The sequence below is a fragment of the Pseudomonas sp. FJ2-5-13 genome (genome assembly GCF_029201605.1).
Classification (GTDB): Bacteria; Pseudomonadota; Gammaproteobacteria; order Pseudomonadales; family Pseudomonadaceae; genus Aquipseudomonas; species Aquipseudomonas lactis.
In genome coordinates this window covers 2,317,273-2,343,456 of the sequence record NZ_CP104045.1, presented here as the reverse complement: position 1 = coordinate 2,343,456, position 26,184 = coordinate 2,317,273, and the positions used below count along the sequence as shown (strand labels likewise).

The following is a 26,184-nucleotide window of genomic DNA, read 5'->3' as shown; positions in this document are numbered from 1 at the left end:
TCTCTCAGTTCGCCAGGCCGCGTGGCAAGGCCAGTTGCAGCAGGTTGGATTCAGTCGCCTGTTCTCGCAGTTGTTCGCCGCGCAAGGCGCCTTCGCACAGCACCAGGATGCGGTCGGAGATGCCCATCACCTCCATCAGGTCGCTGGACACCACAATCACCGCAATGCCGCTGGCTGCCAGGTTATGGATGATCTGGTAGATCTCCGACTTGGCGCCGATGTCGATACCGCGAGTAGGTTCGTCGAGCAGCAACACCTTCATCGGCATCGACAACCAGCGGCCAAGGATGGCTTTCTGCTGATTGCCGCCGGACAGGTACATGATCTTCTGCGCCGCGTTCGGCGTTTTGACCCGCATCGCCTGGATCTGTCGGTCGGCGTTACCTTTCTCCCAGCCTTCGCGCAACAGCCAGCCAAAGGTGGAATGGGCGCCACGGGCGCTGATGTTGATGTTTTCAGCGACGCTGCCCAGCGGGATGATGCCCTCTTTCTTGCGGTCCTCCGGACACAGCAGCACGCCAGCGGCAATGGCGTCGCGGGGTGAGCGCAGTTGCAGCGCTTGCCCGCACAGTTCCAGGCTGCCGGCGCTGGCGCGCTCTAACCCACTGAGCAAGCGAAACAGCTCGGTACGCCCCGCGCCCACCAGCCCGAACAGGCCCAGGATCTCGCCCTTGCGCACCTGGAAGCTGATCGGCTCACGCAGGCCCGGACCGAGCAAGCCGTCCACCTTGAGCGCCACTTCGCCCTGCTCACGCGGTCGGTAATCGTAGATATCCTGAATATCGCGACCGACCATGCAGGTCACCAACTGGTCATGGGTCAGTGTGCTCATGTCCTCGAACGTGCGCACGTAGCGGCCGTCCTTGAACACCGTCACCGCATCGCAAATACGGAACACCTCTTCCATACGGTGCGACACGTAAAGCACCACTTTGCCCTCGTCGCGCAGGCGCGCGATGATCGCCATCAAGCGGTCGATTTCCCGCGCCGATAAACTGCTGGTGGGTTCATCAAAGGCGATCACGTTGGCGCCGCGAGACAGCGCTTTGGCGATTTCCACCAATTGGCGCTGGCCCAGGGACAGGCGCCCGAGCTTCTCGTCGGGGTCGATTTCATCGGCCAGGCCCTTGAGGCAGGCCAGGGCCTGCTTGCGCAGCAGGCTCCGGTTGACCACGCCAAAGCGCGTGGGCAAATGCCCGAGGAACAGGTTCTCGGCCACGCTCATTTCCGGCACCAGGTGCAGCTCCTGGTGAATCACTGCCACACCGCTGGCAATGCTGTCGGCGGCGCATTTGAACGCCATGGTTTGCGCGCCGATTTGCACGGTGCCGCTGGATGGGATGTAGGCGCCGCCGAGGATTTTCAGCAAGGTCGATTTGCCGGCGCCGTTCTCGCCCATCAGCGCATGCACCTGGCCCGGGTGGGCGGTGAAGCAGATGCCATCCAGCGCCTTGACCCCGGGAAAGGTCTTGCCGATGCCGTCAAACCGCAGGGCCGCAGCGGTCATTTCCACAGCCCGATCTTGGTCAGTTCCGCTTGGAAGTTTTCGCGGGTGATCAGCGTCACTTCGTCCATGGCGGTGTATTTCGGCGGCTCGGTGCCCTGGGTGACCCACTCGTACATCATCTCGGCGGTTTTGTAGCCTTCAATGTGCGGGCTGGGCAGCATCGAACCAAAGAAGCCGCTGTTGGCTTTCTTCAATTCGCCGATGGCGTCGGTACCATTGATGCCGATGCCGATCACATTGGCTGCAGCGAAACCGGCACTTTCGGTGGCGCGCACGCCGCCGAGCACGGTATTGTCGTTCATGCCGCCGATGATCAGGTTCTTCGCCCCGCTTGGCAGCTTGACCAAGGCCGAGTTGGTGGCGTCCATGCTCCCGGGCACGTCGAGGGTTTTCAGGGGGGCGGTGAGGATGTGGTCCTTGGGAATACCCGCCTCCTCCAAGGATTTGATCGAGCCGTCGGTGCGTTTCTTGCCGGTGTCGAGCTCGTTGAAGGTGTTGATCACCGCGTAGGTGTCCTTCCAGTCCCAACCGCGCTTTTTCGCTTCAGCGGCCATGGCGGCGCCCTGCTTCTGGCCCACCTCAAATGCGGCCATGCCCAGGTACGGCACGTCTTCCATGAAGTTGCCCTTGGCATCGACGAAGCGATCATCCACGGCCATCACTTTCAAACCGTTGACCTTGGCCTTGGCAACGATGGCAGGGCCCAGGGACACGTCCGGCGGGCAGATCACGAAGCCTTTGGCGCCGTTGGCGGCCAGGCTGTCGATGGCCGAGAGGGTTTTCTCGCCGTCGGGCACCGCGATCTTGATGAGTTTGAAGCCTTTGTCCTGGGCGGCTTTTTCCGCAAACGCCCACTCCGTCTGGAACCAGGGCTCTTCGGCCTGCTTGACCAGAAAGCCGATCTTCACGTCTTCAGCGGATACGATGCTGCTGAGGCTGCTTAACGCAACAGCGGCAGCCAGAACGCGTAGAACCTTTTTCATGAGCGACACCTCTTGTTGTTGTTTTTTTAAGTCTTGGGTTTAACCGGCGAAACGATGGCAAGGCTTGCCAGGAACATCGACTTCAATGGCCAATACCGCACCATCAAGGGGGTGATCCAAGGGACTCGCCGCGCTGGTGATGTACAGCGTGGTGAGCTCGGGCCCACCGAACACGCAACTGGTGGGACGGCTGACCGGCAGTTCGATTATGCGATCCACCTCACCTGAAGGCGTCAGACGCAGCAGGCAACTGCCGTCCCAGCGCGCATTCCAGATGTAGCCGTCGGCGTCCATGGCCGAGCCATCCGGCCCGCCGCGTGTGTGCGGCCCGAACCAGGCCTGGGCGGCACCGAGTTGACCGTCAGCCTGGATCGAATGCTGATAGAGCGTGCCGTCCATGCTGTCGCCGAAATGCACCTGGCTGCCCTCCTCGTTCCAAAGCAACGTGTTGGGAATGCCCAGGCCGTTGAGCAACCGCGTGACCGTTGCATCCGCATCGACACGAAACAAGCCACCGGAGCGCCGGGTAATCGGCAGGTCTTCGCCCTGCTCGCCAATGTTGTTCTGCATGGTGCCCAACCACAGCCGGCCCTGGGCATCGCAGCGTGCTTCATTGCCACGGTTGCCCGCTTGCGGGTCGGCTACGCACAGCAGGGTCAAGGCTTCGGTGGCCAGGTCCAGGCGATACACGCCGCTGCTCAAGGTCACCAGCGCATCGCCGCGTTCACAGGGGATGAACGCCGAGACGTGCTCGGGCAATTGCCACACCTGCAACTGCCCGCCCATCAGGCGCAGTGCCTGGCGGGCGGCGATATCCACCCAATACAGGGCCTGGGTCGGTGCATCCCAGAACGGCCCTTCGCCCAACCGGGCACGGTGCGGGGTGACTGCGCTCAACGACATGAAGCCTCCTGATCAGTTACAGCGATTCACGCGATGGCGTGCCATTTACCAGGCGCTGAATACGCAAAGGGTTGGCGTTTTTCAACGCGTCGGGCAGCAGGCTATCAGGGTAGTTCTGGAAGCACACCGGGCGCAGGAAGCGGTCGATGGCCAAGGTGCCAACCGAGGTGCCACGCGCATCGGAAGTTGCCGGGTACGGCCCGCCGTGAACCATGGAGTCGCACACTTCCACGCCAGTGGGGTAACCGTTGAGCAGGATGCGCCCGACTTTCTGTTCCAGCAGGGGCGTGAGTTCGGCGAACTGGTGCAGGTCGGCCGGTTCGCCGATGAGCGTGGCGGTCAACTGCCCGTGCAGCCCTTGCAGGGCGGCGCTGAGTTGCGCCTGGTCGGCCACTTCGACGAACACCGTGGTGGGGCCGAACACTTCCTCTTGCAGCACTTCGTCACCGTCAATCAACAGACGTACATCCGCCCTGAACAGTTGCGGTTGCGCCTGGTTGCCCGATTGCGCGCTGCCCGCCAGGTGCTGGATGCCCGGGTGAGACCGGAGTTTTTCCAGGCCCTTGCCGTAGCTGCCCAGGGTGCCGGCATTAAGCATGGTTTGTGGCGGTTGCTCGCCGATCAATTGCGCGACCTGCTGAGTGAACGCGGTGAACCCAGGCGAGGCGATACCGATCACCAGGCCTGGGTTGGTGCAGAACTGGCCGCAGCCTTGTACCACCGAGGCGGTCAGGTCGCGGGCAATGCTGTCGGCGCGGGCGTGCAGCGCCTGGGGCAGCACGATCACCGGGTTGATGCTCGACATTTCGGCAAACACCGGGATCGGTTGCGGGCGCGCCGCTGCCATGTCGCACAGGGCGCGGCCGCCTTTGAGCGAACCGGTAAAGCCCACCGCCTGGATCGCCGGGTGCTTGACCAGCGCCTCACCGACGCCGCCGCCAAAGATCATATTGAACACGCCAGCCGGCATCTCGGTGGCTTCGGCGGCGCGGATGATCGCATCGGCTACGCGCTCGGCGGTCGCCATGTGCCCGCTGTGGGCCTTGAACACCACCGGGCAACCGGCGGCCAGCGCGGCAGCGGTGTCGCCGCCAGCCGTGGAAAATGCCAGGGGGAAGTTGCTGGCGCCGAACACTGCCACCGGGCCAAGGCCGATGCGGTATTGGCGCAGGTCTGGGCGCGGCAGCGGCTGGCGCTCTGGCAGGGCCTTGTCGATACGCGCGCCGTAGAAGTCACCGCGGCGTAGCACGGTGGCGAACAGACGCATCTGGCCGCTGGTACGCCCACGCTCGCCTTTGATGCGTGCGGCCGGCAAGGCGGTTTCGCGGCAGACCAGTTCGACGAAATCATCGCCCAAGGCATCCAGCTCATCGGCCACTGCATCCAGGAACTGCGCACGCCGTGCGGCGCTCAAGGCACGATAGGCCGGGTAAGCCTGGGCTGCGGCCTGGGCAGCGGCATCCACTTCCTGGGCGGTGGCCTGGTAGAAATCCTGGGGCAAGGCTTCGCCGGTGGTGGCGTCGATGCTTTGCAGCTTGATGCTGCCGTTGGCGCTGCGCTGGCCGCCGATGTAGTTGTGGCCGAGGAACGGGGTCATGTTGATCTCCTTAAAGGGGGGTGACTTGGCCGGGTTCAAATGCCGCATCGCTGCTGCCGATACCGTTGATCAACGGCGCGCCGAATTCAGCCTGGCTGATCTCAAACACATCGCCCGGCTGGGTACGTATACCGTCGGCGAATGACAAGGTGGCGGTGCCGAAGAAGTGAACGTGCACATCGCCCGGCTTGAGGAACTGGCTGTATTTGAAGTGGTGGTATTCGAGGTTTTCCAGGCTGTGGCACATATTGGCCTCGCCGCTGAGGAATTCGTTCTGCCAGATGACTTCGCCGTTGCGCAGGATGCGGCTGGTGCCTGCCAGATGCTGGGGCAGTTCGCCCACGCGCAGCTCCGGGCCATAGCTGCAACTGCGCAGCTTGGAATGGGCCAGGTACAGGTAGTTCTTGCGCTCCATCACATGGTCGGAGAACTCGTTGCCCACCGCAAAACCCAGGCGATAGGGTTTACGGTCATGCCCGATCACATAGAGGCCGCCGATTTCCGGTTCTTCGCCGGCGTCTTCGGCGAACGGCGGCACCGGGAAGGCCTGGCCCGGGCGCACGACGATGCTGCCATCGCCTTTGTAGAACCACTCCGGTTGCACACCGGCCTGGCCGGCGCCTGGTTTGCCGCCCTCCACGCCCCATTTGAAGATGCGCATGGTGTCGGTCATCGCGCTGTCGTCGCCGGCCTGCTGGTGCATCTTGTCGCGGGCCGAGGCGCTGCCCAGGTGGGTAAGGCCGGTGCCGCTGATCAGCATGTGGGCCGGGTCAGGGTGGTCCAGCGGGGGCAAAATTTTATGGTCCGCCAATAAGGCGGCGTAGTCATGGCTGCCGCCCAGGCCAAAGGCCTCCACCTGGTGCTGCAACTTGCCGCCGGCTTCGATAGCGGCCAGCGCCAGTTCACGCACGCTGTGGGCGCCGCGCACTTCGCGTACCTGGTTGCCTTCTACCACGCCGACGCGGCGCTCACCGTTGCTCAACTCGAACTGAACTAAACGCATGCGGGTTCTCCTGGATTTATGTGCGTGTGGCGCCACGGGCGCTGGCGGCGAATTGGTCGGCGGGCAGCACGTGCTTGCGCTCCAACAAGCGGTAGACCACAAGGGTCAGCAGCAGCCCGAACACCATCACACCGGATAAGAAATACAAGCCTGAAGCCAGGTTGCCGGTGTACTCCTTGAGCGCACCGATCACGAACGGGCCGATATAGCCGCCGAGGTTGCCCACCGAGTTGATCAAGGCAATACCGGCCGCCGCACTGGCGCCGGCAAAGAAGCGCCCCGGCAGGGTCCAGAACACGGCGGTGCAGGAAAACATTGCAAATGCCGCCAGGCACAGCGCGGCCATTTGCAGCACCGGCACGGTGAGCCAGGCGCTGCAGAATAGGCCGATGGCGCCCAATACATAGAGCACGGCGAGATGGCCGTAACGGTCGTTCAAGCGGTCGGAACTGCGCGGAATGATCAACAGGCCGATGATGCCGAAGATATAGGGCACGGCGGAGATGAAGCCGGTGGTGAGGTCGCTGCCGCCAAACTGTTTGATCAGGGTCGGCAGCCACAGGCCGAGGCCGTAGATGCTCAAGGTCACCGGCAGGTAGAACAGCGCCAGCAGCAACACGCGCTTGTCCTTGAGCGCATGCAAGGGGTTGCCGTGGCGCGTCTGGCCGTAGGCTTGCAGGTCTTTGTGCAGCTCGCCGGTGAGCCAGGCTTTTTCTTCCTCGCTCATCCAGTTGACCTTTTGGGGGCCATCCGGCAGGTAACGCAGCACCGGCCAGGTCAGCAGGATCGCCGGGGTGCCGATCACGATAAACAGCCACTGCCAGCCATGCAGACCGAGGATGCCGTCCATGCCGAGCAAACCGCCGGACACAGGGCCGGTGATCATCATTGCAATCGGTTGGGAGAGGATGAACAGCCCGAGGATCTTGCCGCGATGGCGCACCGGGAACCATTGGGTGATGTAGTACAGCACGCCGGGAAAGAACCCCGCCTCCGCCGCGCCCAGCAGAAAGCGCATCACATAGAAGCTGTGCGGCCCCTGCACGAACGCCATGCCAATGGTGATGGCGCCCCAGGTGATCATGATGCGCGCAAACCAGCGCCGTGCGCCGAAGCGGTCGAGCATCAGGTTGCTGGGAATCTCGAACAGGAAATAGCCAATGAAGAACAACCCCGCACCCAGGCCATAGGCGGCGTCGCCGATGCCCACGTCAGCGCCCATGTGCAGCTTGGCGAAGCCCACGGCGGAACGGTCCACGTAGGCGATCAGGTACAGCAGGATCAGGAAGGGAATCAGTTTCAGCGTGATGCGCCGAATAAGCCGCAGTTCCTGGCTCATGGGGTCGATCTCCGATTGTTGTTTTTATAGAAGCTCGGGGGACGCCTCTCGCGAAAATCCGCCAGGGTCATACCTCAGTTGAGAAAGACTATATAGTATGACTATTTGCAAAACAACACTTCCAAAGCAGCGATTTTGCGCTTATGTTTAAGCACGCATAGAACATATAGTCATACAATAAGAGAATCGATCATGCCTGACAAAAAGCCCGGCCTACGCTCTGCCCAGTGGTTCGGTACCGCCGACAAGAACGGTTTCATGTACCGCAGCTGGATGAAGAACCAAGGCATTGCCGACCATCAGTTCCATGGCAAGCCGATCATCGGCATCTGCAACACCTGGTCGGAGCTGACGCCGTGCAACGCGCACTTCCGCCAGATCGCCGAGCACGTCAAGCGTGGCGTGATCGAGGCCGGTGGCTTCCCGGTGGAGTTCCCGGTGTTTTCCAACGGCGAATCCAACCTGCGCCCTACCGCCATGCTCACTCGCAACCTGGCGAGCATGGATGTGGAAGAAGCGATTCGCGGCAACCCGATTGATGGCGTGGTACTGCTCACCGGCTGTGACAAAACCACCCCGGCGCTGCTGATGGGCGCGGCCAGTTGTGATGTGCCGGCCATCGTGGTCACCGGCGGGCCGATGCTCAACGGCAAGCACAAGGGCCAGGACATCGGCTCGGGCACGGTGGTGTGGCAGCTCAGCGAACAGGTCAAGGCCGGCACCATCACCCTGGATGACTTCCTCGCGGCCGAGGGCGGCATGTCGCGTTCGGCGGGCACCTGCAACACCATGGGCACGGCTTCTACCATGGCGTGCATGGCCGAAGCACTGGGCACTTCCCTGCCCCACAACGCGGCGATTCCGGCGGTGGATGCGCGTCGCTATGTACTGGCGCACATGTCGGGCATGCGCGCCGTGGAGATGGTGCGTGAAGACTTGAAGCTGTCGAAGATCCTCACCAAGGAGGCGTTTGAAAACGCTATCCGCGTGAACGCAGCCATCGGCGGCTCGACCAACGCGGTGATCCACTTGAAAGCCATCGCCGGGCGCATCGGTGTCGAACTCGACCTGGATGACTGGACCCGCATCGGGCGCGGCATGCCGACCATTGTCGACCTGCAACCCTCCGGGCGCTTTCTGATGGAGGAGTTTTACTACGCCGGTGGCCTGCCCGCCGTGCTGCGCCGCCTGGGTGAAGCCAACCTGATCCCGCACCCCAACGCCTTGACCGTCAACGGCAAGTCCCTGGGCGAGAACACCAAGGACTCACCGATCTACGGCCAGGACGAAGTGATCCGCACCCTGGACAACCCGATCCGCGCCGACGGCGGCATCTGCGTGCTGCGCGGCAACCTCGCGCCCCTGGGCGCGGTGCTCAAGCCTTCGGCAGCGAGCCCCGAACTGATGCAGCACCGTGGCCGCGCCGTGGTGTTCGAGAACTTCGACATGTACAAGGCACGCATCAACGACCCGGAGCTGGACGTGGATGCCAACTCGATCCTGGTCATGAAAAACTGCGGCCCCAAGGGTTACCCCGGCATGGCCGAAGTCGGCAACATGGGCTTGCCCGCCAAGCTGCTGGCCCAGGGCGTGACGGACATGGTGCGCATTTCCGATGCACGCATGAGCGGCACCGCCTACGGCACCGTGGTATTGCACGTGGCACCGGAAGCCGCTGCCGGCGGGCCGTTGGCGACTGTGAAGGAAGGTGACTGGATCGAACTCGATTGCGCCAATGGCCGCCTGCACCTGGACATTCCCGACGCCGAGCTGGCAGCGCGCATGGCCGACCTGCCGCCCGCGCAGAACCTCATCGTCGGCGGCTACCGCCAGCTGTACATCGACCATGTGCTGCAGGCCGACCAAGGCTGTGACTTTGACTTCCTGGTGGGCTGTCGCGGGGCGGAAGTCCCACGGCATTCCCACTAATTGGGATGCTATGATGCGGCGAATCTAAGCCAGAGCCTCCCCGTCGTTATGGATCACCAGCCGCCCAAGCCGCGCAAGAGCCAGCATGCCCAGATCGTTCAGGACTTGGGCATGCACATCGTTTCCGGTCGCTTCAAGCCCGAGGAACGGTTGCCCATGGAAGCCACGCTGTGCGAGGAATACCAGGTCAGCCGCTCGGTATTGCGCGAAGCCACGCGAGTGCTCAGCGCCAAGGGCCTGGTGTATTCCAAGCCACGGGTGGGCGCAGTGGTACGGCCACGCTTGAAATGGCACCTGCTCGACCCGGACGTGCTGTCCTGGTTGATGCAGTCCACGCCCCACAGCGAGTTCTTCAACACCCTGGCCGGGGTGCGCCGCATCCTCGAACCGGAGATCGCCGCCATGGCCGCGACCACCGCCACCGATGAAGACATCGCCACCATCGAACACGCCTACCAGGGCATGGAAACCGCCAAGACCCACGAGGAGCTGTTGCAGGCCGACCTGGACTTCCACCGCGCGATTGCCGACGCCACCCGCAACGACCTGCTCGCCTATATGTGCAACATGCTCTCGTTGCCGTTGCGCGAGTCGATCAACATCACCAACCGACGCCCGGACATCCAGGGCCTGAGTCTGCCGCGGCACAAGGCGATCCTAACGGCGATCCAGAACCGCGATGCCCTGGGCGCACGGCATGCGTCGCTGGTGCAACTGGATGACACGCGAGTGGCGCTGGACACGGTGATGAATGTGTTGACGCCGTTGTAAACCCGCGTCATTCCTGATTGTTATTGTTGGCCCTGGGGCAGCTGTTATCGCCCTCTTTTTTCAGCGCCAGGACGGCCTGGCGCTCGGACAGCAAGTGGGTGATGGCGCCGCCGATCGCCGCAGAAATCAACGCCAACGCCTCTTTAGGCAGATTGATCGCCGCCCAGGTCAACCCGCCGATCAGCAGGATGACAAACAGGATATTGAACCGTGACACCCCGAGTTTTATCGAGCGGACAATATCGGACGTGTCCTGCATTTTTTCGAAGCGTTTAAGGTCTTCGAACTTGCGCACCGATTCCAGGGTTTCCAGGTAATGGGTTTCGGCCCGCTTGAGTTTCTTGATCACATCGGCTTCGAGCATGACCTCCTCTATCTCGATCCTGACCAGGCTGATATTGGCGCCCGGGCGGCCGAGAATTTCCGAGCTCAGCGAACTTTCGGCCAGCTCTGCCAGCAGGTAGGTATAGGAGGTTTCGCTGATGTCCTTGGCATATTTTTGCAAGGCTGATGTGTAGCACTTGGTGGAGTATCGGGTGAACAGACGCTCGGCGTCGTTGGTCTTTTTGATCAGCTCTTCAACTTCGTCGATCAGTTCCCGTTCCATTTTTAATATCCCTATTAAGCGTGGCTTCGAAAAGCAATGAGCGCCGACTGCTGCGCTGGCACGTTAGGGCAAACATCCCTCGATCAGCGGGCAAGTGTCTACTGTCAAACCTGACAGGTGAATAGGAGGCAGGGCTCCTTGCTCCCGTGACGGCCTACGGTCAGCGCCTATCTACCTGGCGCTCCCAAGATCCAAATGTGGGAGCTGGCTTGCCTGCGAAGGCGGCCTGACAGGCGACACAGTGGGACCGGGTATATATCCGTTATTTAGGTAACGGCCACTTAGGGTTCCGCCCTGACGGCGGCTCACTTTTGAACAGCGCAAAAGTAAGCAAAACGCTCTTGCCCCACCACTCGGCACCTCGCTTGGGCTCGGTGTGCCCGTAATCCGCCAGTGATTTGGGGGGCCGCCGCCACGCGCCATCCATGGCGCGGGGCGGCTAAACCGGCATCCCTGCCGGTTTACCCCCCAAATCCCTGTCGAATTCCGGCCAGCGTGGTTTAACGGGGCGCCTAAGATCAAAAGCAGATCAAGAGCAAGATCAAGAGCGACTCGCTTCGCATCGTGGCTACCGTCCGCTGCTACAGTCCACTAAGTTGTGTAGATACCTATGGCCATCGCAGGCAAGCCAGCTCCCACATATCGACGCTGTTCATCACAGGGTATAGGCGATGCCCACCTGCACGGTACGCGGTGCACCGGGGTAGGCGTAGATATTGCCGAACGCGCCCTCTTCATACTCGCGGTTGAACAGGTTCTTCACATCCAGGTTCAGACGCACCCGCTCATTGACCTTGTAGTAGCCGAGCAAGTCGACCACGGTATAAGCGTCCATGGAGAATGCCGTGTTAGCAGTCTGGCCGGCACGCTGGTCGACGTACTTGCCGCCGACGCCCAGGCCCAGGCCTTTGAGCGCGCCGTCCTGGAACTCGTAGACGTTGAGCAGGCTGAAGCTGTTGCGCGGGATGTTCATCAAGCGAGTGCCGGAGCGCAGGGTGGTGTCGCGAGTAACTTCGGCATCCACATAGGCGTAGCCGCCGATCACGCGCCATTCGGGTGTGAGGTTGCCTGCCACGTTGAGGTCGAACCCGCGACTGCGCACCTGGCCAGCTGCGACGTTGAAGGTGTTGGTGGTATCAGCCGGGTCGACAGCCAGCACGTTTTTCTTTTCGATCTGGTAGATAGCGGCGTCGATGCTCAGTTGGCGGTCAAGCGCTTCCCATTTAATGCCCATCTCGTAGGATTTGCCTTTCTCCGGCGCAAAACTAACACCTTCGCGGCTAGCACCGGTGTTGGGCTTGAACGAACGCGCGGCATCGGCATACACCGCGACGGTGTCGGTGAGGTCGTAAATCACCCCCAAGCGCGGAGTGACAGCGTTGTCGGCGGCCTGCCAGCTTTTACCTACATAGTTCTGGTAATCATGCTCGAAACGCTCAAAGCGCGCACCGGCCAGTACTTTCAGACGTTCGGTGAGCGCGACCTGGTCCTGTACGAAGGCCGCGTAGGTCTTGAGGTTCTCTTTATCGTGGGTCGGCGTACGGGTCAGCGCCGGACGGGTTTGACCGTACACCGGATCAAAGATATCGATCGGGTAAGTACCCGCAACGGCGCTTGAACGCTGGATGATCGATTTGTAGTCGTAATCCTCGTACTCGATACCGGTGAGCAGCGTGTGATCGAAGCCGCCAGTGGAGAAGTGCCCGGTCAAGTTGAGCTGGTAATCCTTGTCGGTCCATTCCAGCTTGCGATAGTTGAAGTTGCGTTGCAGGGTGCGGCCATCGGCGCCCAGGCTGCCCGGCCCGTTGGCTTCGATGGCATTGCCTTTCAAGCTACCGTCCAACCACTGGAAGCCGCCGCCCAGGGTCCAGTTGTCGTTCAGCGCATGCTCAAAACGCAGTTGCGCCATGTTGTTGTCGTTGTGCAGCTTGCCGGCGTCCTTGTCGCCCCAGAACGTGTCGCGCGAAGGGGTACCGCGCTGATTGGGGAAGCGCGTCAGGCCGCGGTCCAGCGGGTGGTTGTTGCGCATGAAATCGCCTTCGAAGGTCACCTTGGTGTCATCGGTGGCCTGCCAGGTAATCACCGGCGTCACGCCGTAGCGTTCCGTCTCGACGTGATCGCGGAAGGTGTCGCCGCCCTCGCCCACTACGTTCAGGCGATAGGCCAGGCGGCCTTCCTCGTCCAGCGGGCCGGAGGCATCCAGGGTGCCGCGCTTCATGCCCTGGTCATTGAGCTGGCTACCCAGGGTGACGGTGCGTTCGGCCAGCGGCTGCTTGGACACCACATTGAAGGTACCGCCCGGGTCGCCACGGCCGTAGAGCATGGTCGCGGGGCCGCGCAGCACTTCAAGACGCTCGATGGTGTTGGCGTCCGGCATGTTCGGGTAACCGCGGTTGATCGGGAACCCATTGCGGTAGAACTCACCGGTGGTGAAGCCGCGCACGGTAAAGGTGGTCAGGCCCTGCCCGCCGAAGTTGTTGGCACGACCCACGCCGCCGGCGTAGTCGAGGGCATCCTGCAGGCGCGTTGCACCGAGGTCTTCAACCACGTCCTTGGACACTACGCTGATGGACTGCGGGGTTTCATGAATAGAGGTGTCGGTGCGCGTCGCACTGGCTGAGCGTGTGGCGTGGTAGCCCTGCACGGGGCCTTGGGCCGACTCAAGGTCCGCGGTGGCGGTGACATTGGTCGCTTGCAGCTCGATACTGGCACTCTCGGCAGGCACCTGCTCTGCCCACGCGAAGGGGGAAAACGCCTGGAGCACGCAGATGGAAATCAGGGTACGACGCATGGGTGTGGAACCTAGTGAATGAGCCAGATGGGACGGCAAACCTGCCAAGAATTCGCCGCGCATCATATATCAGGGCATTCTCGTTTGATATCGGTTCTCATTTGTTATTTTTCGCCGCTTAGGTCGCGAAAAACAACAGGCGAAAAAAAGCCACTCAATCGAGTGGCTCAAGCAACGCGCAGGCTTACCTCAGCGATAGCGTTCCAACCAATGCGCGTAAGGTGCCGGCAAGGTCCAGGAGGACTTGTCCACGCCCAGCTCCTTGGCGGCAAAGTAGGCCCAATGTGGGTCGGCCAAATGTGCCCGACCTACCGAAACCAGGTCCAGGTGCCCGGCCTGCAACGCGCCTTGGGCCAGTTGCGGCGTGCCGAAGCCCCAGGCTGACGTCACCGGGATACCGGCTTCACGGCGTACACGCTCAGCAATCGGGCCCATGAAGGCCGGGCCCCAAGGAATGTTGGTGTCAGGAATAGTAAAGCCGACGCTGACGCTCAGCAGGTCCAGGCCACCGTCCTTGAAACGGCGGGCCAGTTCGATGGACTCGGTGAGGGTCTGCTCATCACGGCCGTCGTATTCGATCACACCGAACCGGGCGGTGAGCGGCAGGTTTTCCGGCCAGACTTCACGCACTGCAGCCAGGGTTTCGAGGAGGAAGCGGCTGCGGTTGTCGAAGCTGCCACCGTAGGCATCGGTACGCTGGTTGGAATGTTCGGAGAAAAAGCTCTGGCCCAGGTAGCCGTGGGCGAAGTGCAACTCGATCCATTCAAAGCCGGCATCGCGAGCACGACGAGCCGCGTCGACGAAGTCCTGCTGCACGCGGGCGATGTCTTCCAGGGTCATGGCACGCGGTACGTTGGGCAGGTTGGCACCGAACGCGATGGCAGACGGGGCGATGGTTTCCCAGCTACGGGCATCAGAGGCCGGGATGTGGTCATCACCTTCCCAGGGGCGGTTGGCGCTGGCTTTGCGGCCGGCGTGGGCGATCTGAATGCCCGGCACCGAACCTGCGGCCTTGATCGCTTTGACCATCGGCACGAATGCCTCGGCGTGGGCGTCGCTCCAGATGCCGGCGCAGCCTGGGGTGATGCGCCCTTCAGGGGCAACCGCAGTGGCCTCGACCACCAGCAGGCCGGCACCACCACGGGCCATGCCGGCCAGGTGCACGTGGTGCCAGTCGTTGACCATGCCGTCGTCGGCCATGTACTGGCACATCGGTGGTATAGCAATGCGATTGCGCAAGGTCACGTCTTTAAGTTTGAACGGTTCGAACAAGGCCGACATTGGGAGCTCCAAGAAGGGGTGAGTGATTCGATAGTTCGATGGTAATCGAACTATGGTATTGAACGCTACCCCCCTGTTATGATCCGCCCCATGCGAGCCTTCAAACACCCTACCCCGCTGGAATTGACGCTTGAGCGTGTGCTGTACGCCTTGAGCGACCCCGTACGCCTGGACATCGTGCGCTACCTGGCCAACGTGCCAGAGGCGACCTGTGGCGAACTGGACGGGGGGCGGCCCAAGTCCAGCATGTCCCATCACTTCCGGGTATTGCGCGATGCGGGCCTGGTGCACACGCGCAATGTGGGCACCACCCATATGAACTCGTTGCGCCGTGACGAGCTGGAGAGCCGCTTCCCTGGGTTGCTGGCCAGTGTGTTGTCACAGCGCTAGACGCATAACCTCGGCGCGACGCTGAGTCTGTGGCGAGGACGCTTGCTCCCGTGACGGCCTGCCAGCCGGCGCCCATCTCCCTGACACCCCGCGGTCCAAACTGTGGGAGCTGGCTTGCCTGCGATGACCATAGGTATCTACACAACCTTGTGGGTTGTAACAGCAGACGGTAACCACGATGCGAAGCGAGTCGCTCTTGATCTGCTTTTGATCTTAGGCGCCCCGTTAAACCACGCTGGCCGGAATTCGACAGGGATTTGGGGGGTAAACCGGCAGGGATGCCGGTTTAGCCGCCCCGCGCCATGGATGGCGCGTGGCGGCGGCCCCCCAAATCACTGGCGGATTACGGGCACACCGAGCCCAAGCGAGGTGCCGAGTGGTGGGGCAAGAGCGTTTTGCTTACTTTTGCGCTGTTCAAAAGTGAGCCGCCGTCAGGGCGGAACCCTAGGTGGCCGTTACCGCAGGAATGGATATGTACTCGGTATAACGGTGTCGACTGTGAGGCCGTCTTCGCGAGCAAGCCCGCTCCCACAGGTTGATCGCAGGGTGTCAGGGTAGATTGGCATCGGCTGTCAGGCCGTCACGGGAGCAAGCTCCCTCGCCACAGGTCCAGCGTCGCCTCGAAGTTGTGTAGATACCTATGCACTGGACGGCAAGCCTCAAGACAAGATCGCCTTTAACAGCGCGCCGTCCAGGTGCACACAGTCTTTGCCATTGCGCTTGGCGCCGTACAGGTTCTTGTCCGCCATCTTGAGCACGGCCGATAACTCGTCGCCCGGCGAAAAACGCGCCATCCCCGCACTGCAGGTGTAATGGTGGGGCGCGGGCACACTGCTGCGGATCGCCTGCAACAAGTCCAGGGCGTAATCACAGGCTACGTCCACATCGTCGCCCTGCAATAATACGCCGAACTCTTCCCCGCCGATCCGCCCAAAGCTGTGGCTGCCCTTGGCGTTTTTCAGGCACAGGGCCATGGCGCGCAAAATCTTGTCCCCCACGTCGTGGCCATACAGGTCGTTTTTTTCTTTGAAACTGTCGATATCCAACATGATGAAGTAGCCGCCCTGCTCCCCGGCCAGCAACTTCTCGAAGCTCTGCATAAAGGCGCGCCGGTTGAGAATGGAGGTCAGGTAGTCGGTCTCGGCCAGGGCGCGAAACTCGCTTTCCACCAGCAATACCGAACGCAGATTCTTCAAGTAGGAGTAACTCAAGATAAACCCGATGGACACCGATGCCGCGCAGAACAGCAGCAAATACACCTCATTGCCAGCCTCTATATCCGCCTGCATGGGCGGCCATAGGATCAGCCAGATCAATAGCGCATCGACCAGATAATCCTGGACACTGATAAACAAGATGGCGCTGCCCACCACCAGGGTCACGGCCAACGGCAAGCCGTAGATACGCAACTCTTCGTTCAAATGAATCAGATACGCGAAGCCGACGGACAACAACACCATATAAATGACCCCCAGCACTCGCCAGAGCAGGAAGTTCGCGGTGGTGGCATGTACCCGGCAAACAATCAGCAGGCCGACCGTGATGGCCAACATATAAAGGTCCAACTTCAAGGCCGGAGGAATCAGGAGCATGCCGAACCAGGCAATAATGCCTACCCATTCGGCCTGGGCCACCGCAGGTGACAACAAACTGCGCATTCTGGGCCGCAACTTCAAGTTAGCAGGCATCCTTACGCTCCCATCTCAATAGCATGCAGGCCCATCGCAAATGAAAAGGCCATGAACCGCTTTACCAGGCTGGCAAAGGGTGGCAGAACTTCCAGCCGGGTTTTGGAGTGGGCTTTGAAATAACCCTTTTCAACCCCCTCCTGCACCATACGGATAATGTGGGTCTTGGACACGGAAAGTTGCTTGGCCAAGGCCAGGTAGGAAGACGACCGGAAGGTGGCGCGGTCGTTCTCGGGGGCAAAGGCGTCGTTGTAGATCGCCAGCATCAACAGATGGCCGGCGTCGCGCTTCACCAGCCAATAACATTCGGGCAGCAAGACATCCACCGTCAACTCGGCCGCGAGAATCATGGCAAAACCCTTGAAATAGAGCGCCAGGAACTCGCGGTCATCCAGGTCGCGCATCTGCCGGAACACTTCCCTCTCGGGGTAGAGCAGCGCCAACGACTCAGTGAGGGCGGTGAGCATCAACCGCGCTTCGCGGCAGGCTTCATCCGAGGGCGCATACACCCTGAAGCGACTGTCTTCGGGGTGCGGCGCAACCTCCATGAAGCCCAGGGCCTGGAACAGCAAAAAGATCGATTCCAGGCTGTTTTTCGAGCAATACTTGCGCGTTACGCACAAGGCTTTAACTTCTGCCAACAACGGCAGCGGTGTGGAAAAGTATTGGCTCAATAATGCGAACGACACCATCAAGCGGCTGTATTTAAGGGCACTCTTGTAGAAAAACGGTCGTCTCGAATAGGGCACGAGCAGCACGTGGTAATGCGCTCTCATGCACGATTCAAAATCCTTATGACGTTCGAGCGCTTGCGCGGTATTACACATAGCCAACTTCAACGAACTGACACGCATGAAAGAGCCCTGATCATCCAACTTGATGCCACTGATCTCAGCTACGAAATCCCTGCAGCCCGGCTCCAAAACAAATCACTTCAATAATCCTGCCATTAATGGCTTTTCGCCTCGAACGCAATGTACAGCGATTGCCGGACAAGACGTCATCAGTACCAAAGTTGTTCCACATCAAACGCCACGGCCGCACACAGTTGCGCGCAACCTTTGGTTACATTCACTCCGCCTGGCGGTTAGAGGACTAATCGATTCAGCACGCTGCGAACCTTCCCCTCTCGACGGCGTCGTAACAGGGATTGTTGCCAACCGCCCGCCGCGAGGTTCTCGTTTGAAAGCTGCCCTTCTGAAGAAATACCGCCTGATCATCAAGACCATGGGCTATGTGGGCTGGGCGTTGTTCTGGCTGTTGTTGTGGGATGTGGCAGTGACGGTGGACTTCATGCTGTTTCTCACCGCCAAGATCAATTTGCCGCTGATGCCCCTGACCTTGCTCGGCTCGGCCCTGGTGGTGCTGATCAGTTTTCGCAACAGCAGCGCCTACAACCGCTGGTGGGAAGCGCGCACGCTGTGGGGCGCGATGGTCAACAACTCGCGCAGTTTTGCCCGACAAGTGTTGACCCTGCTCGATGACGCCCCCGGTGAGGTGAACCCGGTGAAGTCGACGCTGTTGCGCCGTCACGTGGCTTACGTCAATTGCCTGGCTGCGCACCTCAAGGGCCAGCCGTGCCCGGAGGAAGTGCGAGCTTTTATCCCCGCCGAAGAATTTGCCCGCAACGGCGCCACCAATAACTTCGCCAATGACATCCTTACAGGCTCGGCCTCGTTGCTGGCGCGCGAATACCAGGCCGGGCGCCTGGACAGCATTCGCCTGGCACGGTTGGAGTCGACGCTGGTGGACCTCTCCAACGCCCAGGGCGGCATGGAGCGGATTGCCAACACGCCACTGCCCTACCCTTACGTGTACTTCCCGCGGCTATTCATTTCGTTGTTCTGCCTGATCGTGCCGGTGGGCCTGGTGGAGTCCCTCGGTTGGTTCACGCCGTTGGCCTCCACGGTCGTGGGCTTCATGCTGCTGGCCATCGAACGCATCGGCACTGACCTGCAAAGTCCGTTCAATTCCAGCGAACACCAGATCCAGATGGAAAGCATCTGCGAGACCATCGAGAAGAACCTGCAGTCGATGCGCCGCGATGCCCTGGTCGGTGACCCGATCGCCTGATTACCCCTGCTCAAGTGCCTGCGCCCTCGGCCGATATACCGAGGGTACGCATGGCCTCGCCTCTCACAAAAACGCCTGCGACACGCAGCACTAATTTTTCTCCCCTTGCCAAAACTATAAATACCCGCGGGTGAAGTCATGAATATCAAGCAGAAGCTGACATGGGCGTTTGCGGCCATCGCGTGCGTGCCGGTCATCCTGGTCGCCATTATCGTGGTGCTGAATCTGCGCGAGGGTGCGCTGGCCAACTTCCTCGACAGCAGCGGCCGCGAGATCCGCCAGATCGACAATGGCATGCAGCAGTTTTTCGACGGCATCAGCCAGAATGTCGATTTCGTCGCCAAGGACCCGCGCGTGATCGCGGCCAAGAACCTCAAAAGCTATGCCGGCGCCGATGCCGCGCAAATCCCGCTTACGCCGACCAATACAGAACTGCTGGCGATTTTCGATCAGTTCGCCAAAAGCCACCCCAGCACCGCCTACCTGTCCCTGGGACTGAGCGATGGCGGCTACGCCAGTTGGCCGGACGACGCCAAACTGACGCAATACGACCCGCGCACCCGCCCCTGGTACCAGGCCGCCATCGCAGCGCCGGGCAAGACCGTGCGCACAGGCGCCTACTACTGGGCCCCGGACGACGTGGTGCTGATCGGCACCGTGCGCACCGTCGCGGATGCCACGGGCAATATCCTTGGAGTAGTCGGCTTGGACGTGTCGCTCAAGCAGCTCACCGAACTGGTGCGCACCATCAAGTTGGGCGACAGCGGCTACCTGATGCTGGTGGAAGCCGACGGCAACGTGCTGGTGGACCCCAGCGATGCCACGCACAACTTCAAGCCCCTGGCGGGCCTGGGCGCGAACTACGCCGAACTGGCCAAGCACGGCGATGGCGTGACCGAGGTGAGCATCGACGGCGTGGCCTACATGGCTAACGTGGTCAGTTCCAAAGACCTGGGCTGGCGCTTTATCGGCCTGATCAAGCGTGACGAAGTGATGGCCGGTGCCACCCGCCTGACGTGGTTGATCGCGGCGATTGCCGCCGTACTGGCCGTGGTGTTCGCCATCGTCGGTGCCAGTTTCGCCCGTGTGATCGTGCGTCCGATTCGCGGTGTGGCCGACGGCCTGCAGGAAATCGCCGAAGGTGAAGGCGACCTCACGCGCCAGCTCAAAGTGCAAGGCAAGGACGAAACCGCCAGCCTGGCCGGCTGGTTCAACCAGTTCCTGAGCATGATCGCGCAACTGGTGCAGCGCATCGGCAACGCCTCCTCAGACCTGCAAACCGCCGCCGCCGACACCAGCGCCGTGGCCAATAATATGAACCAGGCCGCCGGCCGCCAGCGCGAAGCCGTGGAACTGGTGAGCACCGCGTTCAACGAGATGGTTGCCACCGCCAACGAAGTCGCGCGCTCATGCAGCGCCGCCGCCACGAGTGCCGATGAGGGCTATCGCGACGTGCACACCGGCCAGCAGCACATCGGCGAAGCCACCGGCAGCGTGCTCAAGCTCAGCGAAGACCTGCAAAAATCCACACAGACCATGCAGTTGCTCGAGCAAGACAGCCAGAACATCAACACCATCCTCGACACCATCCGTTCGATTGCCGAACAGACCAACCTGCTGGCGCTCAACGCCGCGATCGAAGCCGCCCGCGCTGGCGACCAGGGCCGCGGCTTTGCGGTGGTGGCCGATGAAGTGCGTGCATTGGCGCGTCGCACCGCCGACTCCACCGGCGAAATCGACAGCCTGCTGGGCAACCTCGCCCGCCGCACCCAGGAAGTCACCCAGCAGATGCAAGGCAGCTTGCTGGTGTCCAACACGAGCGTTGCGCGCATCCAGCAGGCCCGCGATAGCTTCGACAAGATCCGTGGTTCGGTGGACTCGATTCGCGACCAGAACACCCAGATCGCCACCGCCGCCGAAGAGCAGCACCAGGTGGCCGAAGAGATCAACCGGCATATCGCGCAGATCCACGCCGACGCGCAGTTGGTGGAAGGCTTTGCGCATTCGGCGCAGACCGGGTCCGGACGGTTGACTGATATTTCCGGCCAGCTCAATGGGCTGGTGGGGCGTTTCAAGTTCTGATGCTGTGGCGAGGGAGCTTGCTCCCTCGCCACAGGGTACGCGTCGCCGGGTCCATCTATGCCGCCTCAGAGGCGGCCCTGGCCATCATCGCAGTACCTGCAACAGTCTATTGCAGGACTCAAATGTACTAACCGGTTACTTATCTTGCTAAAATCGCGTCTTTGCCCTCTCTCACTCGAGTCCATTCGACATGAAACGAGCATCGCGCGCCGCTGGCGTCTCTAGATTCTTACTCCTGGGCCTGGGCGTCGTCATCGCCCTGCTCGGCCTTGCGCTGGCCGTCGGCGGCGCCAAACTGGTCAGCCTGGGAGGCTCTTGGTACTTCCTGCTCGGCGGCGTGGTCATGGCCATTTCCGGGCTGCTGATTGCCCGCTGCAAACCTGCCGGCGCTTGGTTGTTCGCCGCGTTTCTGCTGGCTACCGCCGTGTGGGCAGTGGCCGACGTGGGCCTGGAATACTGGCCGCTGTTCTCGCGACTGTTCATGTTCGCGGTGATCGGCGTGGTGGTCGCGCTGGTGTATCCGTTGCTGGCCGGAAAACCGGCGCGGGGTGCCTATGGCGTCGCCGCCGTGTTGGCGCTGGGCGTGGCGGTGGCCGCGGGCAATATGTTTGTTGCGCACCCAAGCGTTAAGCCCACTGGTGCAGGCCCGGGCATGACCCCGGTGGCTGCAGCCGATGCGCAGAAAGATTGGGCGCACTACGGTAATACCGAAGGTGGCAGCCGTTTCGCCGCGCTGGACCAGATCAACCGCGACAACATCGACAAGCTCAAAGTCGCCTGGACCTACCACACCGGCGACGTGGCCATCAGCGACGGCAACGGTGCCGAAGACCAGCTGACGCCCCTGCAGATCGGCAACAAAGTGTTTATCTGCACCCCGCACAACAATCTGATCGCGTTGGATGCCGACACCGGCAAAGAACTGTGGAAGAACGAAGTCAACGCCAAATCGGCAGTGTGGCAGCGTTGCCGGGGCATGGCGTATTTCGACGCCAGCGCGCCGATTGCCCAGCCGACCCAGCCCAACAGTTCGCCGATCCTGGCCGCCAGCGTGCCTGCCGGTGCGCAGTGCCAGCGTCGCCTGTTGACCAACACCATTGATGCGCGCCTGATCGCCGTAGACGCCGACACCGGCAAGTTCTGCGAAGACTTCGGCACCCATGGCCAGGTAGACCTCAAAGCTGGCCTGGGCAATGTGCCGGACAGCTACTACCAACTCTCTTCAGCGCCGCTGATGGCCGGCACCACCGTCGTAGTCGGCGGTCGCGTGGCAGACAACGTGCAGACCGATATGCCCGGTGGCGTGATCCGTGGCTTTGACGTGATCACGGGTCAAATGCGCTGGGCGTTCGACCCAGGCAACCCTGAAGACAAGCAGGCCCCGACGGGCGACGCCACCTACGTGCGCAGCACCCCGAACAGCTGGGCGCCGATGTCTTACGACCCGCTGATGAACACGGTCTTCCTGCCGATGGGCAGCTCGTCCACCGATATCTACGGTGTGGAACGCACCCAGCTCAACCACAAATACGGCGCTTCGGTGCTGGCACTCGACGCCTCCACCGGTGCCGAGAAGTGGGTCTACCAGACAGTCCACAACGACCTCTGGGACTTCGACCTGCCAATGCAGCCAAGCCTGATCGACTTCACCCCGCCAGGCAGCGACAAAGCTGTACCGGCCGTGGTCATCGGCACCAAGGCCGGGCAGATTTACGTGCTCGACCGCGCCACCGGCAAGCCGCTGACGGACGTGCAGGAAGTGCCGGTCAAAGCCGCGAACATTCCCAACGAGCCGTATTCCCTGACCCAGCCGAAATCCGTGGGCATGCCGCAGATCGGCGCACAAACCCTCACCGAGTCGGACATGTGGGGCGCGACGCCGTATGACCAGTTGCTGTGCCGCATCGACTTCAAGGGCATGCGCTACGACGGCCTGTACACCGCGCCGGGCACCGATAAATCCCTGAGCTTCCCCGGTTCCCTGGGCGGCATGAACTGGGGCAGCATCTCCACCGACCCGGTGCACGGTTTTATCTTCGTCAACGACATGCGCCTGGGCCTGTGGATCCAGATGATACCGTCGCAGAACAAGGCCCAGGCCTCTTCCGGTGGTGAAGCGCTGAACACCGGCATGGGCGCCGTGCCGCTCAAGGGCACGCCGTATGCGGTGAACAAAAACCGCTTCCTGTCGGTGGCCGGCATTCCGTGCCAGGCGCCGCCATTCGGCACCTTGACCGCCATCGACATGAAGACGCAAAAGGTCGCCTGGCAAGTACCGGTGGGCACCGTTGAAGACACCGGCCCCCTGGGTATCCGCATGCACCTGCCAATCAAGGTAGGCCTGCCGACCCTGGGCGGTACGCTGTCCACCCAAGGCGGCCTGATCTTTATCGCCGGCACCCAGGACTTCTACCTGCGCGCCTTCAACAGCGGCAATGGCGATGAAATCTGGAAAGCCCGCCTGCCCGTCGGCAGCCAGGGTGGGCCGATGACGTACGTATCGCCGAAAACCGGCAAGCAATACATCGTCGTCACCGCCGGCGGCGCACGCCAGTCCACCGACCGTGGCGACTACGTGATCGCCTACGCCCTGCCGTAACCGCCCTCTGTTCGCGCGGTGCTCCGGCACCGCGCTTTGTGTTTGGAAAGATCCCCCATGACCCCTACTCCTCATACCGCCTGGCGCCTGGCGCTGGGCCTGGCCTTTGCGGCCGCCCTGCCCGTTCAAGCCGACGACACCACCCTGACCGGCGACTGGGGCGGCCTGCGCCGCGAACTCGACGCGCAAGGTGTGCGCTTTACCGGTGACTACAGCGGCGAGACCGCCTACAACGCCCACGGCGGCCAGCACCGTTCGGCGCGCTATTCGCAAAATATCAAGCTCGGCGTGCAGTTCGACCTGGGCAAGCTCTACGGTTTCACCAACGGCGACCGCATCCAGTTGACCATCAACGACCGACGCGGCAACAGCGCCTCCGAGGACCTGGTGGGCAATCGCCTGCCGATCCAGGAAAACTACGGCGGCCTCTACACGCGCCTCACCGAGCTGAGCTACGAGCGCACGCTGTTCACCCCGGCGCTGAACCTCAAGCTGGGCTATATGGCCATGGGCAATGATCTCGGCGGCCTGGACAGCGGCATCCTGTGCAATTTCATGAACGCCGGCTTCTGCGGGCATCCGCTGAACATGTCCGGCGGCAGCGGCTGGGCCAACTACCCGAATGCGCACCTCGGTGCCCGGGTGAAGTACGACTTTTCGCCCAACTGGCAACTGCGCGTGGCGGCGTTCAATGTCGACCCGTCCAGCAACGGCAACTCCAGCCGTGCCTGGCACCTGGGGCCCAAGCACACCACCGGCACCGTGGTGCCCATCGAGCTTATCTACAAGCATGCGGGCGCACTGCCCGGTGAATACAAGCTCGGTTATTACTACGACAGTTCCGATGTAAAACGCATTGGCAGCAACAAGGACGTCAGCGGGCGTGGCGGTCACTACCTCTTGATCGACCAGGCTGTGTGGGCCTCACAATCATCCCAAGGCCGTAGCCTGCACGCCTTCGGCCAGTACTCTGCCGCCAGCCAAGCGGCCTCGCCGTTCACCAAGTGGTATGGCGCGGGCGTGGTGCTGTACAAGCCGTTCGAAGGTCGCCCGCGTGATACCGTCGCCCTGGGCTATGGCCGTGCGGTGCCCAACCCGCGCAGCCGCGATGTGCAGGAGCTGGCAGCGTTCAATGCCGGCACGGCCTACCCCGACCTGGACACGGCTGAACAGTTGATCGAACTCAGTTATGGCTACCAGGCCACGCCTTGGCTGACCTTGCGCCCGGATGTGCAATACATCATCGAGCCGGGAGCGTTTTCCGGGGAGAGCATCGACAATGCGCTGGTGCTGGGCTTGCAAGTCAAAGCGGTGTTCTAGGTCGCGCCCTGCTGATACTGACGCGGCGTACAGCCAAATTCGCGGCGAAACACCGTATGCAGGTACTGCGCAGAGGTGAAGCCGCAGCGTGCGGCAATGTCGGCGATAGCAAGGTTGTGGTTTTCCAGGCCCTTGGCGGCAGCGGCGAGTTTGAAGCGCAAAATCTCATCATGCACGCTGCAGCCTCGGGCCTTGCGAAAATGCGCTTCCAGGGACGAGCGGGAAACACCAACATAAGCGGCGACCTGATCGGTCTTGATGCCCTGGCAGGCGTACTGGCGGATAAACAACAAGGCCTGCATCACGTAAGGGTTGCCCAGGGGTTGATGCAAACTCGAGGCCTGCACGTTAATGGCGTCCGGCGGCACCAGCACCTGGGTGCCCGTGCAGGGTTTGCCGTGCAGCATTTGATGCAACAGCGCTGCAGCGGTGCGGCCCATGGTCTCCGTGCCCTGGATCACCGAACTGAGCGGCACCCGCGTGAGGGTGCGGGTCAGCGGGTCGTTGTCGATCCCGATCAACGCCACCTCCTCCGGCACCGCAATACCCGCCGTCAGGCAGGCTTGCAACAACTGCCGGGCACGAGCATCGGTGACCGCGATAATACCGATGGGCTTGGGCAGGCTGTGCAGCCAGGCAATCTGCTGCTCCACCGCGCTGTCCCACAACGGCGCACTGGTGCCCAGGCCGCGATAGATCTCCACCGGCAAGCCATCGCGTTGCACCAGGCCGCGAAAGGCTTTCTCACGCTCCTGCGCCCAACGATTGGCCTGGGCTTCGGGCAGGCTGAAACAGGCAAACCGCGTCAGCCCGGCCTCGATCAAGTGTTCGTAGGCCAGCTTCATCAAGGCGTGGTTATCGGTCGCGACATAGGGAATGCCCTTGGGGTACGCGCTGACGTCCTCATAAGAACCACCCACTGCCACCACCGGCAGCTTGCTCCCGGCCAACGCCTCGCCAATCAGCGGGTCATCGAAGTCGGCAATGATCCCATCGCCCTGCCAGCGCTCGATACCGCGCAGACGGCAGAGAAAATCCTCTTCCAGGAACAAGTCCCAGGACGCGCGGGTGCTGCTCAGGTAATTGCCGATACCGGTGATGATGCCACGGTCGTAGATTTTGCTGCCGTTGAAGAGCAAGGCGATGCGGTGCACGGGCGGTAGGGTTTTCATTGTTTTTGTCCTGGGGCCGGTGGGTGCAGATTAGGCGGGTGGGTCGGGGTTCTCAATGGGTAGGAGGGAGAATTGGCTAGCATAAACAGTGCCTCGATCTGAGGTTTACCTCGGCGTACCAACCGAAACCAATGATGCGGCAGGCTGAG

The 26,184-nt window shown here is 61.7% G+C and carries 19 protein-coding genes; 7 read left to right on the top strand and 12 right to left on the bottom strand.

Annotation, left to right across the window (positions count from 1 at the left end):
* Window positions 1-4: 4 nt before the first annotated feature.
* The 6 genes from araG to N2A98_RS10510 are packed head-to-tail and all read right to left on the bottom strand — an operon-like array spanning window position 5 to window position 7,332.
* A complete protein-coding gene (gene araG, locus N2A98_RS10535; RefSeq protein WP_275623379.1) occupies window positions 5-1,507 on the bottom strand; it encodes an L-arabinose ABC transporter ATP-binding protein AraG in 1,503 nt (500 codons plus the stop codon).
* The gene (locus tag N2A98_RS10530) at window positions 1,504-2,490 is read right to left on the bottom strand and encodes a substrate-binding domain-containing protein (RefSeq protein ID WP_275623378.1); all 987 of its coding nucleotides are present in this window, start codon (window positions 2,488-2,490) and stop codon (window positions 1,504-1,506) included. The genes araG and N2A98_RS10530 overlap by 4 nt, the downstream gene beginning before the upstream one ends.
* Before the next feature lie 39 nt (window positions 2,491-2,529).
* Window positions 2,530-3,393 carry an SMP-30/gluconolactonase/LRE family protein gene (locus N2A98_RS10525; RefSeq protein ID WP_275623377.1) on the bottom strand — a complete coding sequence of 288 codons (864 nt, stop codon included), beginning with the start codon at window positions 3,391-3,393 and terminating at the stop codon, window positions 2,530-2,532.
* A gap of 16 nt (window positions 3,394-3,409) precedes the next feature.
* The gene (locus N2A98_RS10520) at window positions 3,410-4,990 is read right to left on the bottom strand and encodes an aldehyde dehydrogenase (NADP(+)) (RefSeq protein ID WP_275623376.1); all 1,581 of its coding nucleotides are present in this window, start codon (window positions 4,988-4,990) and stop codon (window positions 3,410-3,412) included.
* Between the two features lie 10 nt (window positions 4,991-5,000).
* The gene (gene araD1 / locus N2A98_RS10515) at window positions 5,001-5,993 is read right to left on the bottom strand and encodes an AraD1 family protein (protein WP_275623375.1); all 993 of its coding nucleotides are present in this window, start codon (window positions 5,991-5,993) and stop codon (window positions 5,001-5,003) included.
* Window positions 5,994-6,009: 16 nt separating this feature from the next.
* Window positions 6,010-7,332 (bottom strand): MFS transporter, encoded by a 1,323-nt coding sequence (locus N2A98_RS10510; RefSeq protein ID WP_034135673.1) that lies wholly within the window; start codon window positions 7,330-7,332, stop codon window positions 6,010-6,012.
* Between the two features lie 192 nt (window positions 7,333-7,524).
* On the opposite strand from N2A98_RS10510, the gene N2A98_RS10505 reads away from it, so the two are divergent.
* Window positions 7,525-9,261 carry an IlvD/Edd family dehydratase gene (locus N2A98_RS10505; protein ID WP_003190553.1) on the top strand — a complete coding sequence of 579 codons (1,737 nt, stop codon included), beginning with the start codon at window positions 7,525-7,527 and terminating at the stop codon, window positions 9,259-9,261.
* Window positions 9,262-9,309: 48 nt separating this feature from the next.
* Window positions 9,310-10,032, top strand: coding sequence for a FadR/GntR family transcriptional regulator (locus N2A98_RS10500; protein ID WP_003190551.1), 723 nt, complete (start codon window positions 9,310-9,312; stop codon window positions 10,030-10,032).
* Between the two features lie 7 nt (window positions 10,033-10,039).
* Here the strand turns inward: N2A98_RS10500 and N2A98_RS10495 are convergent, their stop codons facing one another.
* The 3 genes from N2A98_RS10495 to N2A98_RS10485 all read right to left on the bottom strand — a co-directional run bounded on the left by N2A98_RS10495 (window position 10,040) and on the right by N2A98_RS10485 (window position 14,711).
* Window positions 10,040-10,639 carry a hypothetical protein gene (locus N2A98_RS10495; RefSeq protein WP_275623374.1) on the bottom strand — a complete coding sequence of 200 codons (600 nt, stop codon included), beginning with the start codon at window positions 10,637-10,639 and terminating at the stop codon, window positions 10,040-10,042.
* 655 nt (window positions 10,640-11,294) lie between these two features.
* Window positions 11,295-13,430: a TonB-dependent receptor gene (locus tag N2A98_RS10490; RefSeq protein WP_275623373.1), complete on the bottom strand. Its 2,136-nt coding sequence runs from the start codon at window positions 13,428-13,430 to the stop codon at window positions 11,295-11,297.
* Window positions 13,431-13,619: 189 nt separating this feature from the next.
* On the bottom strand, window positions 13,620-14,711 hold the full coding sequence (locus N2A98_RS10485) for an NADH:flavin oxidoreductase/NADH oxidase (protein WP_275623372.1): 1,092 nt from the start codon (window positions 14,709-14,711) through the stop codon (window positions 13,620-13,622).
* Window positions 14,712-14,801: 90 nt separating this feature from the next.
* Here N2A98_RS10485 and N2A98_RS10480 point away from each other — a divergent pair, with 90 nt between their 5' ends.
* Window positions 14,802-15,101, top strand: coding sequence for a helix-turn-helix domain-containing protein (locus tag N2A98_RS10480; protein WP_050516211.1), 300 nt, complete (start codon window positions 14,802-14,804; stop codon window positions 15,099-15,101).
* Window positions 15,102-15,760: 659 nt separating this feature from the next.
* Here the strand turns inward: N2A98_RS10480 and N2A98_RS10475 are convergent.
* Together N2A98_RS10475 and N2A98_RS10470 are read right to left on the bottom strand one after the other, a co-directional pair.
* Window positions 15,761-16,789 (bottom strand): GGDEF domain-containing protein, encoded by a 1,029-nt coding sequence (locus N2A98_RS10475; protein ID WP_044273306.1) that lies wholly within the window; start codon window positions 16,787-16,789, stop codon window positions 15,761-15,763.
* Window positions 16,790-16,791: 2 nt separating this feature from the next.
* A complete protein-coding gene (locus N2A98_RS10470; RefSeq protein WP_032900547.1) occupies window positions 16,792-17,712 on the bottom strand; it encodes a hypothetical protein in 921 nt (306 codons plus the stop codon).
* A gap of 259 nt (window positions 17,713-17,971) precedes the next feature.
* On the opposite strand from N2A98_RS10470, the gene N2A98_RS10465 reads away from it, so the two are divergent.
* The 4 genes from N2A98_RS10465 (at window position 17,972) to N2A98_RS10450 (ending at window position 24,863) form a co-directional block, all read left to right on the top strand.
* Window positions 17,972-18,862 carry a bestrophin family ion channel gene (locus N2A98_RS10465; protein ID WP_003190542.1) on the top strand — a complete coding sequence of 297 codons (891 nt, stop codon included), beginning with the start codon at window positions 17,972-17,974 and terminating at the stop codon, window positions 18,860-18,862.
* 138 nt (window positions 18,863-19,000) lie between these two features.
* Window positions 19,001-20,944, top strand: a complete 1,944-nt coding sequence (locus tag N2A98_RS10460) for a methyl-accepting chemotaxis protein (protein ID WP_047710601.1) — start codon at window positions 19,001-19,003, stop codon at window positions 20,942-20,944.
* A gap of 190 nt (window positions 20,945-21,134) precedes the next feature.
* Window positions 21,135-23,543, top strand: coding sequence for a glucose/quinate/shikimate family membrane-bound PQQ-dependent dehydrogenase (locus N2A98_RS10455; RefSeq protein WP_069558646.1), 2,409 nt, complete (start codon window positions 21,135-21,137; stop codon window positions 23,541-23,543).
* Between the two features lie 57 nt (window positions 23,544-23,600).
* A complete protein-coding gene (locus N2A98_RS10450) occupies window positions 23,601-24,863 on the top strand; it encodes a carbohydrate porin (RefSeq protein WP_275623371.1) in 1,263 nt (420 codons plus the stop codon).
* Here the strand turns inward: N2A98_RS10450 and N2A98_RS10445 are convergent.
* On the bottom strand, window positions 24,860-26,035 hold the full coding sequence (locus N2A98_RS10445) for a XylR family transcriptional regulator (protein WP_275623370.1): 1,176 nt from the start codon (window positions 26,033-26,035) through the stop codon (window positions 24,860-24,862). The genes N2A98_RS10450 and N2A98_RS10445 overlap by 4 nt on opposite strands.
* Window positions 26,036-26,184 lie beyond the last annotated feature (149 nt).

Excerpts from the sequence above, each read along its gene's own strand:
- N2A98_RS10490 (WP_275623373.1), bottom strand. The coding sequence starts at position 13,430 with ATGCGTCGTACCCTGATTTCCATCTGCGTGCTCCAGGCGTTTTCCCCC.
- N2A98_RS10500 (WP_003190551.1), top strand. The coding sequence starts at position 9,310 with ATGGATCACCAGCCGCCCAAGCCGCGCAAGAGCCAGCATGCCCAGATC.
- N2A98_RS10505 (WP_003190553.1), top strand. The coding sequence starts at position 7,525 with ATGCCTGACAAAAAGCCCGGCCTACGCTCTGCCCAGTGGTTCGGTACC.
- araG (WP_275623379.1), bottom strand. The coding sequence starts at position 1,507 with ATGACCGCTGCGGCCCTGCGGTTTGACGGCATCGGCAAGACCTTTCCC.
- N2A98_RS10460 (WP_047710601.1), top strand. The coding sequence starts at position 19,001 with ATGAATATCAAGCAGAAGCTGACATGGGCGTTTGCGGCCATCGCGTGC.
- N2A98_RS10510 (WP_034135673.1), bottom strand. The coding sequence starts at position 7,332 with ATGAGCCAGGAACTGCGGCTTATTCGGCGCATCACGCTGAAACTGATT.
- N2A98_RS10450 (WP_275623371.1), top strand. The coding sequence starts at position 23,601 with ATGACCCCTACTCCTCATACCGCCTGGCGCCTGGCGCTGGGCCTGGCC.
- N2A98_RS10495 (WP_275623374.1), bottom strand. The coding sequence starts at position 10,639 with ATGGAACGGGAACTGATCGACGAAGTTGAAGAGCTGATCAAAAAGACC.
- N2A98_RS10475 (WP_044273306.1), bottom strand. The coding sequence starts at position 16,789 with ATGCCTGCTAACTTGAAGTTGCGGCCCAGAATGCGCAGTTTGTTGTCA.
- N2A98_RS10480 (WP_050516211.1), top strand. The coding sequence starts at position 14,802 with ATGCGAGCCTTCAAACACCCTACCCCGCTGGAATTGACGCTTGAGCGT.
- araD1 (WP_275623375.1), bottom strand. The coding sequence starts at position 5,993 with ATGCGTTTAGTTCAGTTCGAGTTGAGCAACGGTGAGCGCCGCGTCGGC.
- N2A98_RS10525 (WP_275623377.1), bottom strand. The coding sequence starts at position 3,393 with ATGTCGTTGAGCGCAGTCACCCCGCACCGTGCCCGGTTGGGCGAAGGG.
- N2A98_RS10520 (WP_275623376.1), bottom strand. The coding sequence starts at position 4,990 with ATGACCCCGTTCCTCGGCCACAACTACATCGGCGGCCAGCGCAGCGCC.
- N2A98_RS10445 (WP_275623370.1), bottom strand. The coding sequence starts at position 26,035 with ATGAAAACCCTACCGCCCGTGCACCGCATCGCCTTGCTCTTCAACGGC.
- N2A98_RS10530 (WP_275623378.1), bottom strand. The coding sequence starts at position 2,490 with ATGAAAAAGGTTCTACGCGTTCTGGCTGCCGCTGTTGCGTTAAGCAGC.
- N2A98_RS10485 (WP_275623372.1), bottom strand. The coding sequence starts at position 14,711 with ATGTCGGCCTTGTTCGAACCGTTCAAACTTAAAGACGTGACCTTGCGC.
- N2A98_RS10455 (WP_069558646.1), top strand. The coding sequence starts at position 21,135 with ATGAAACGAGCATCGCGCGCCGCTGGCGTCTCTAGATTCTTACTCCTG.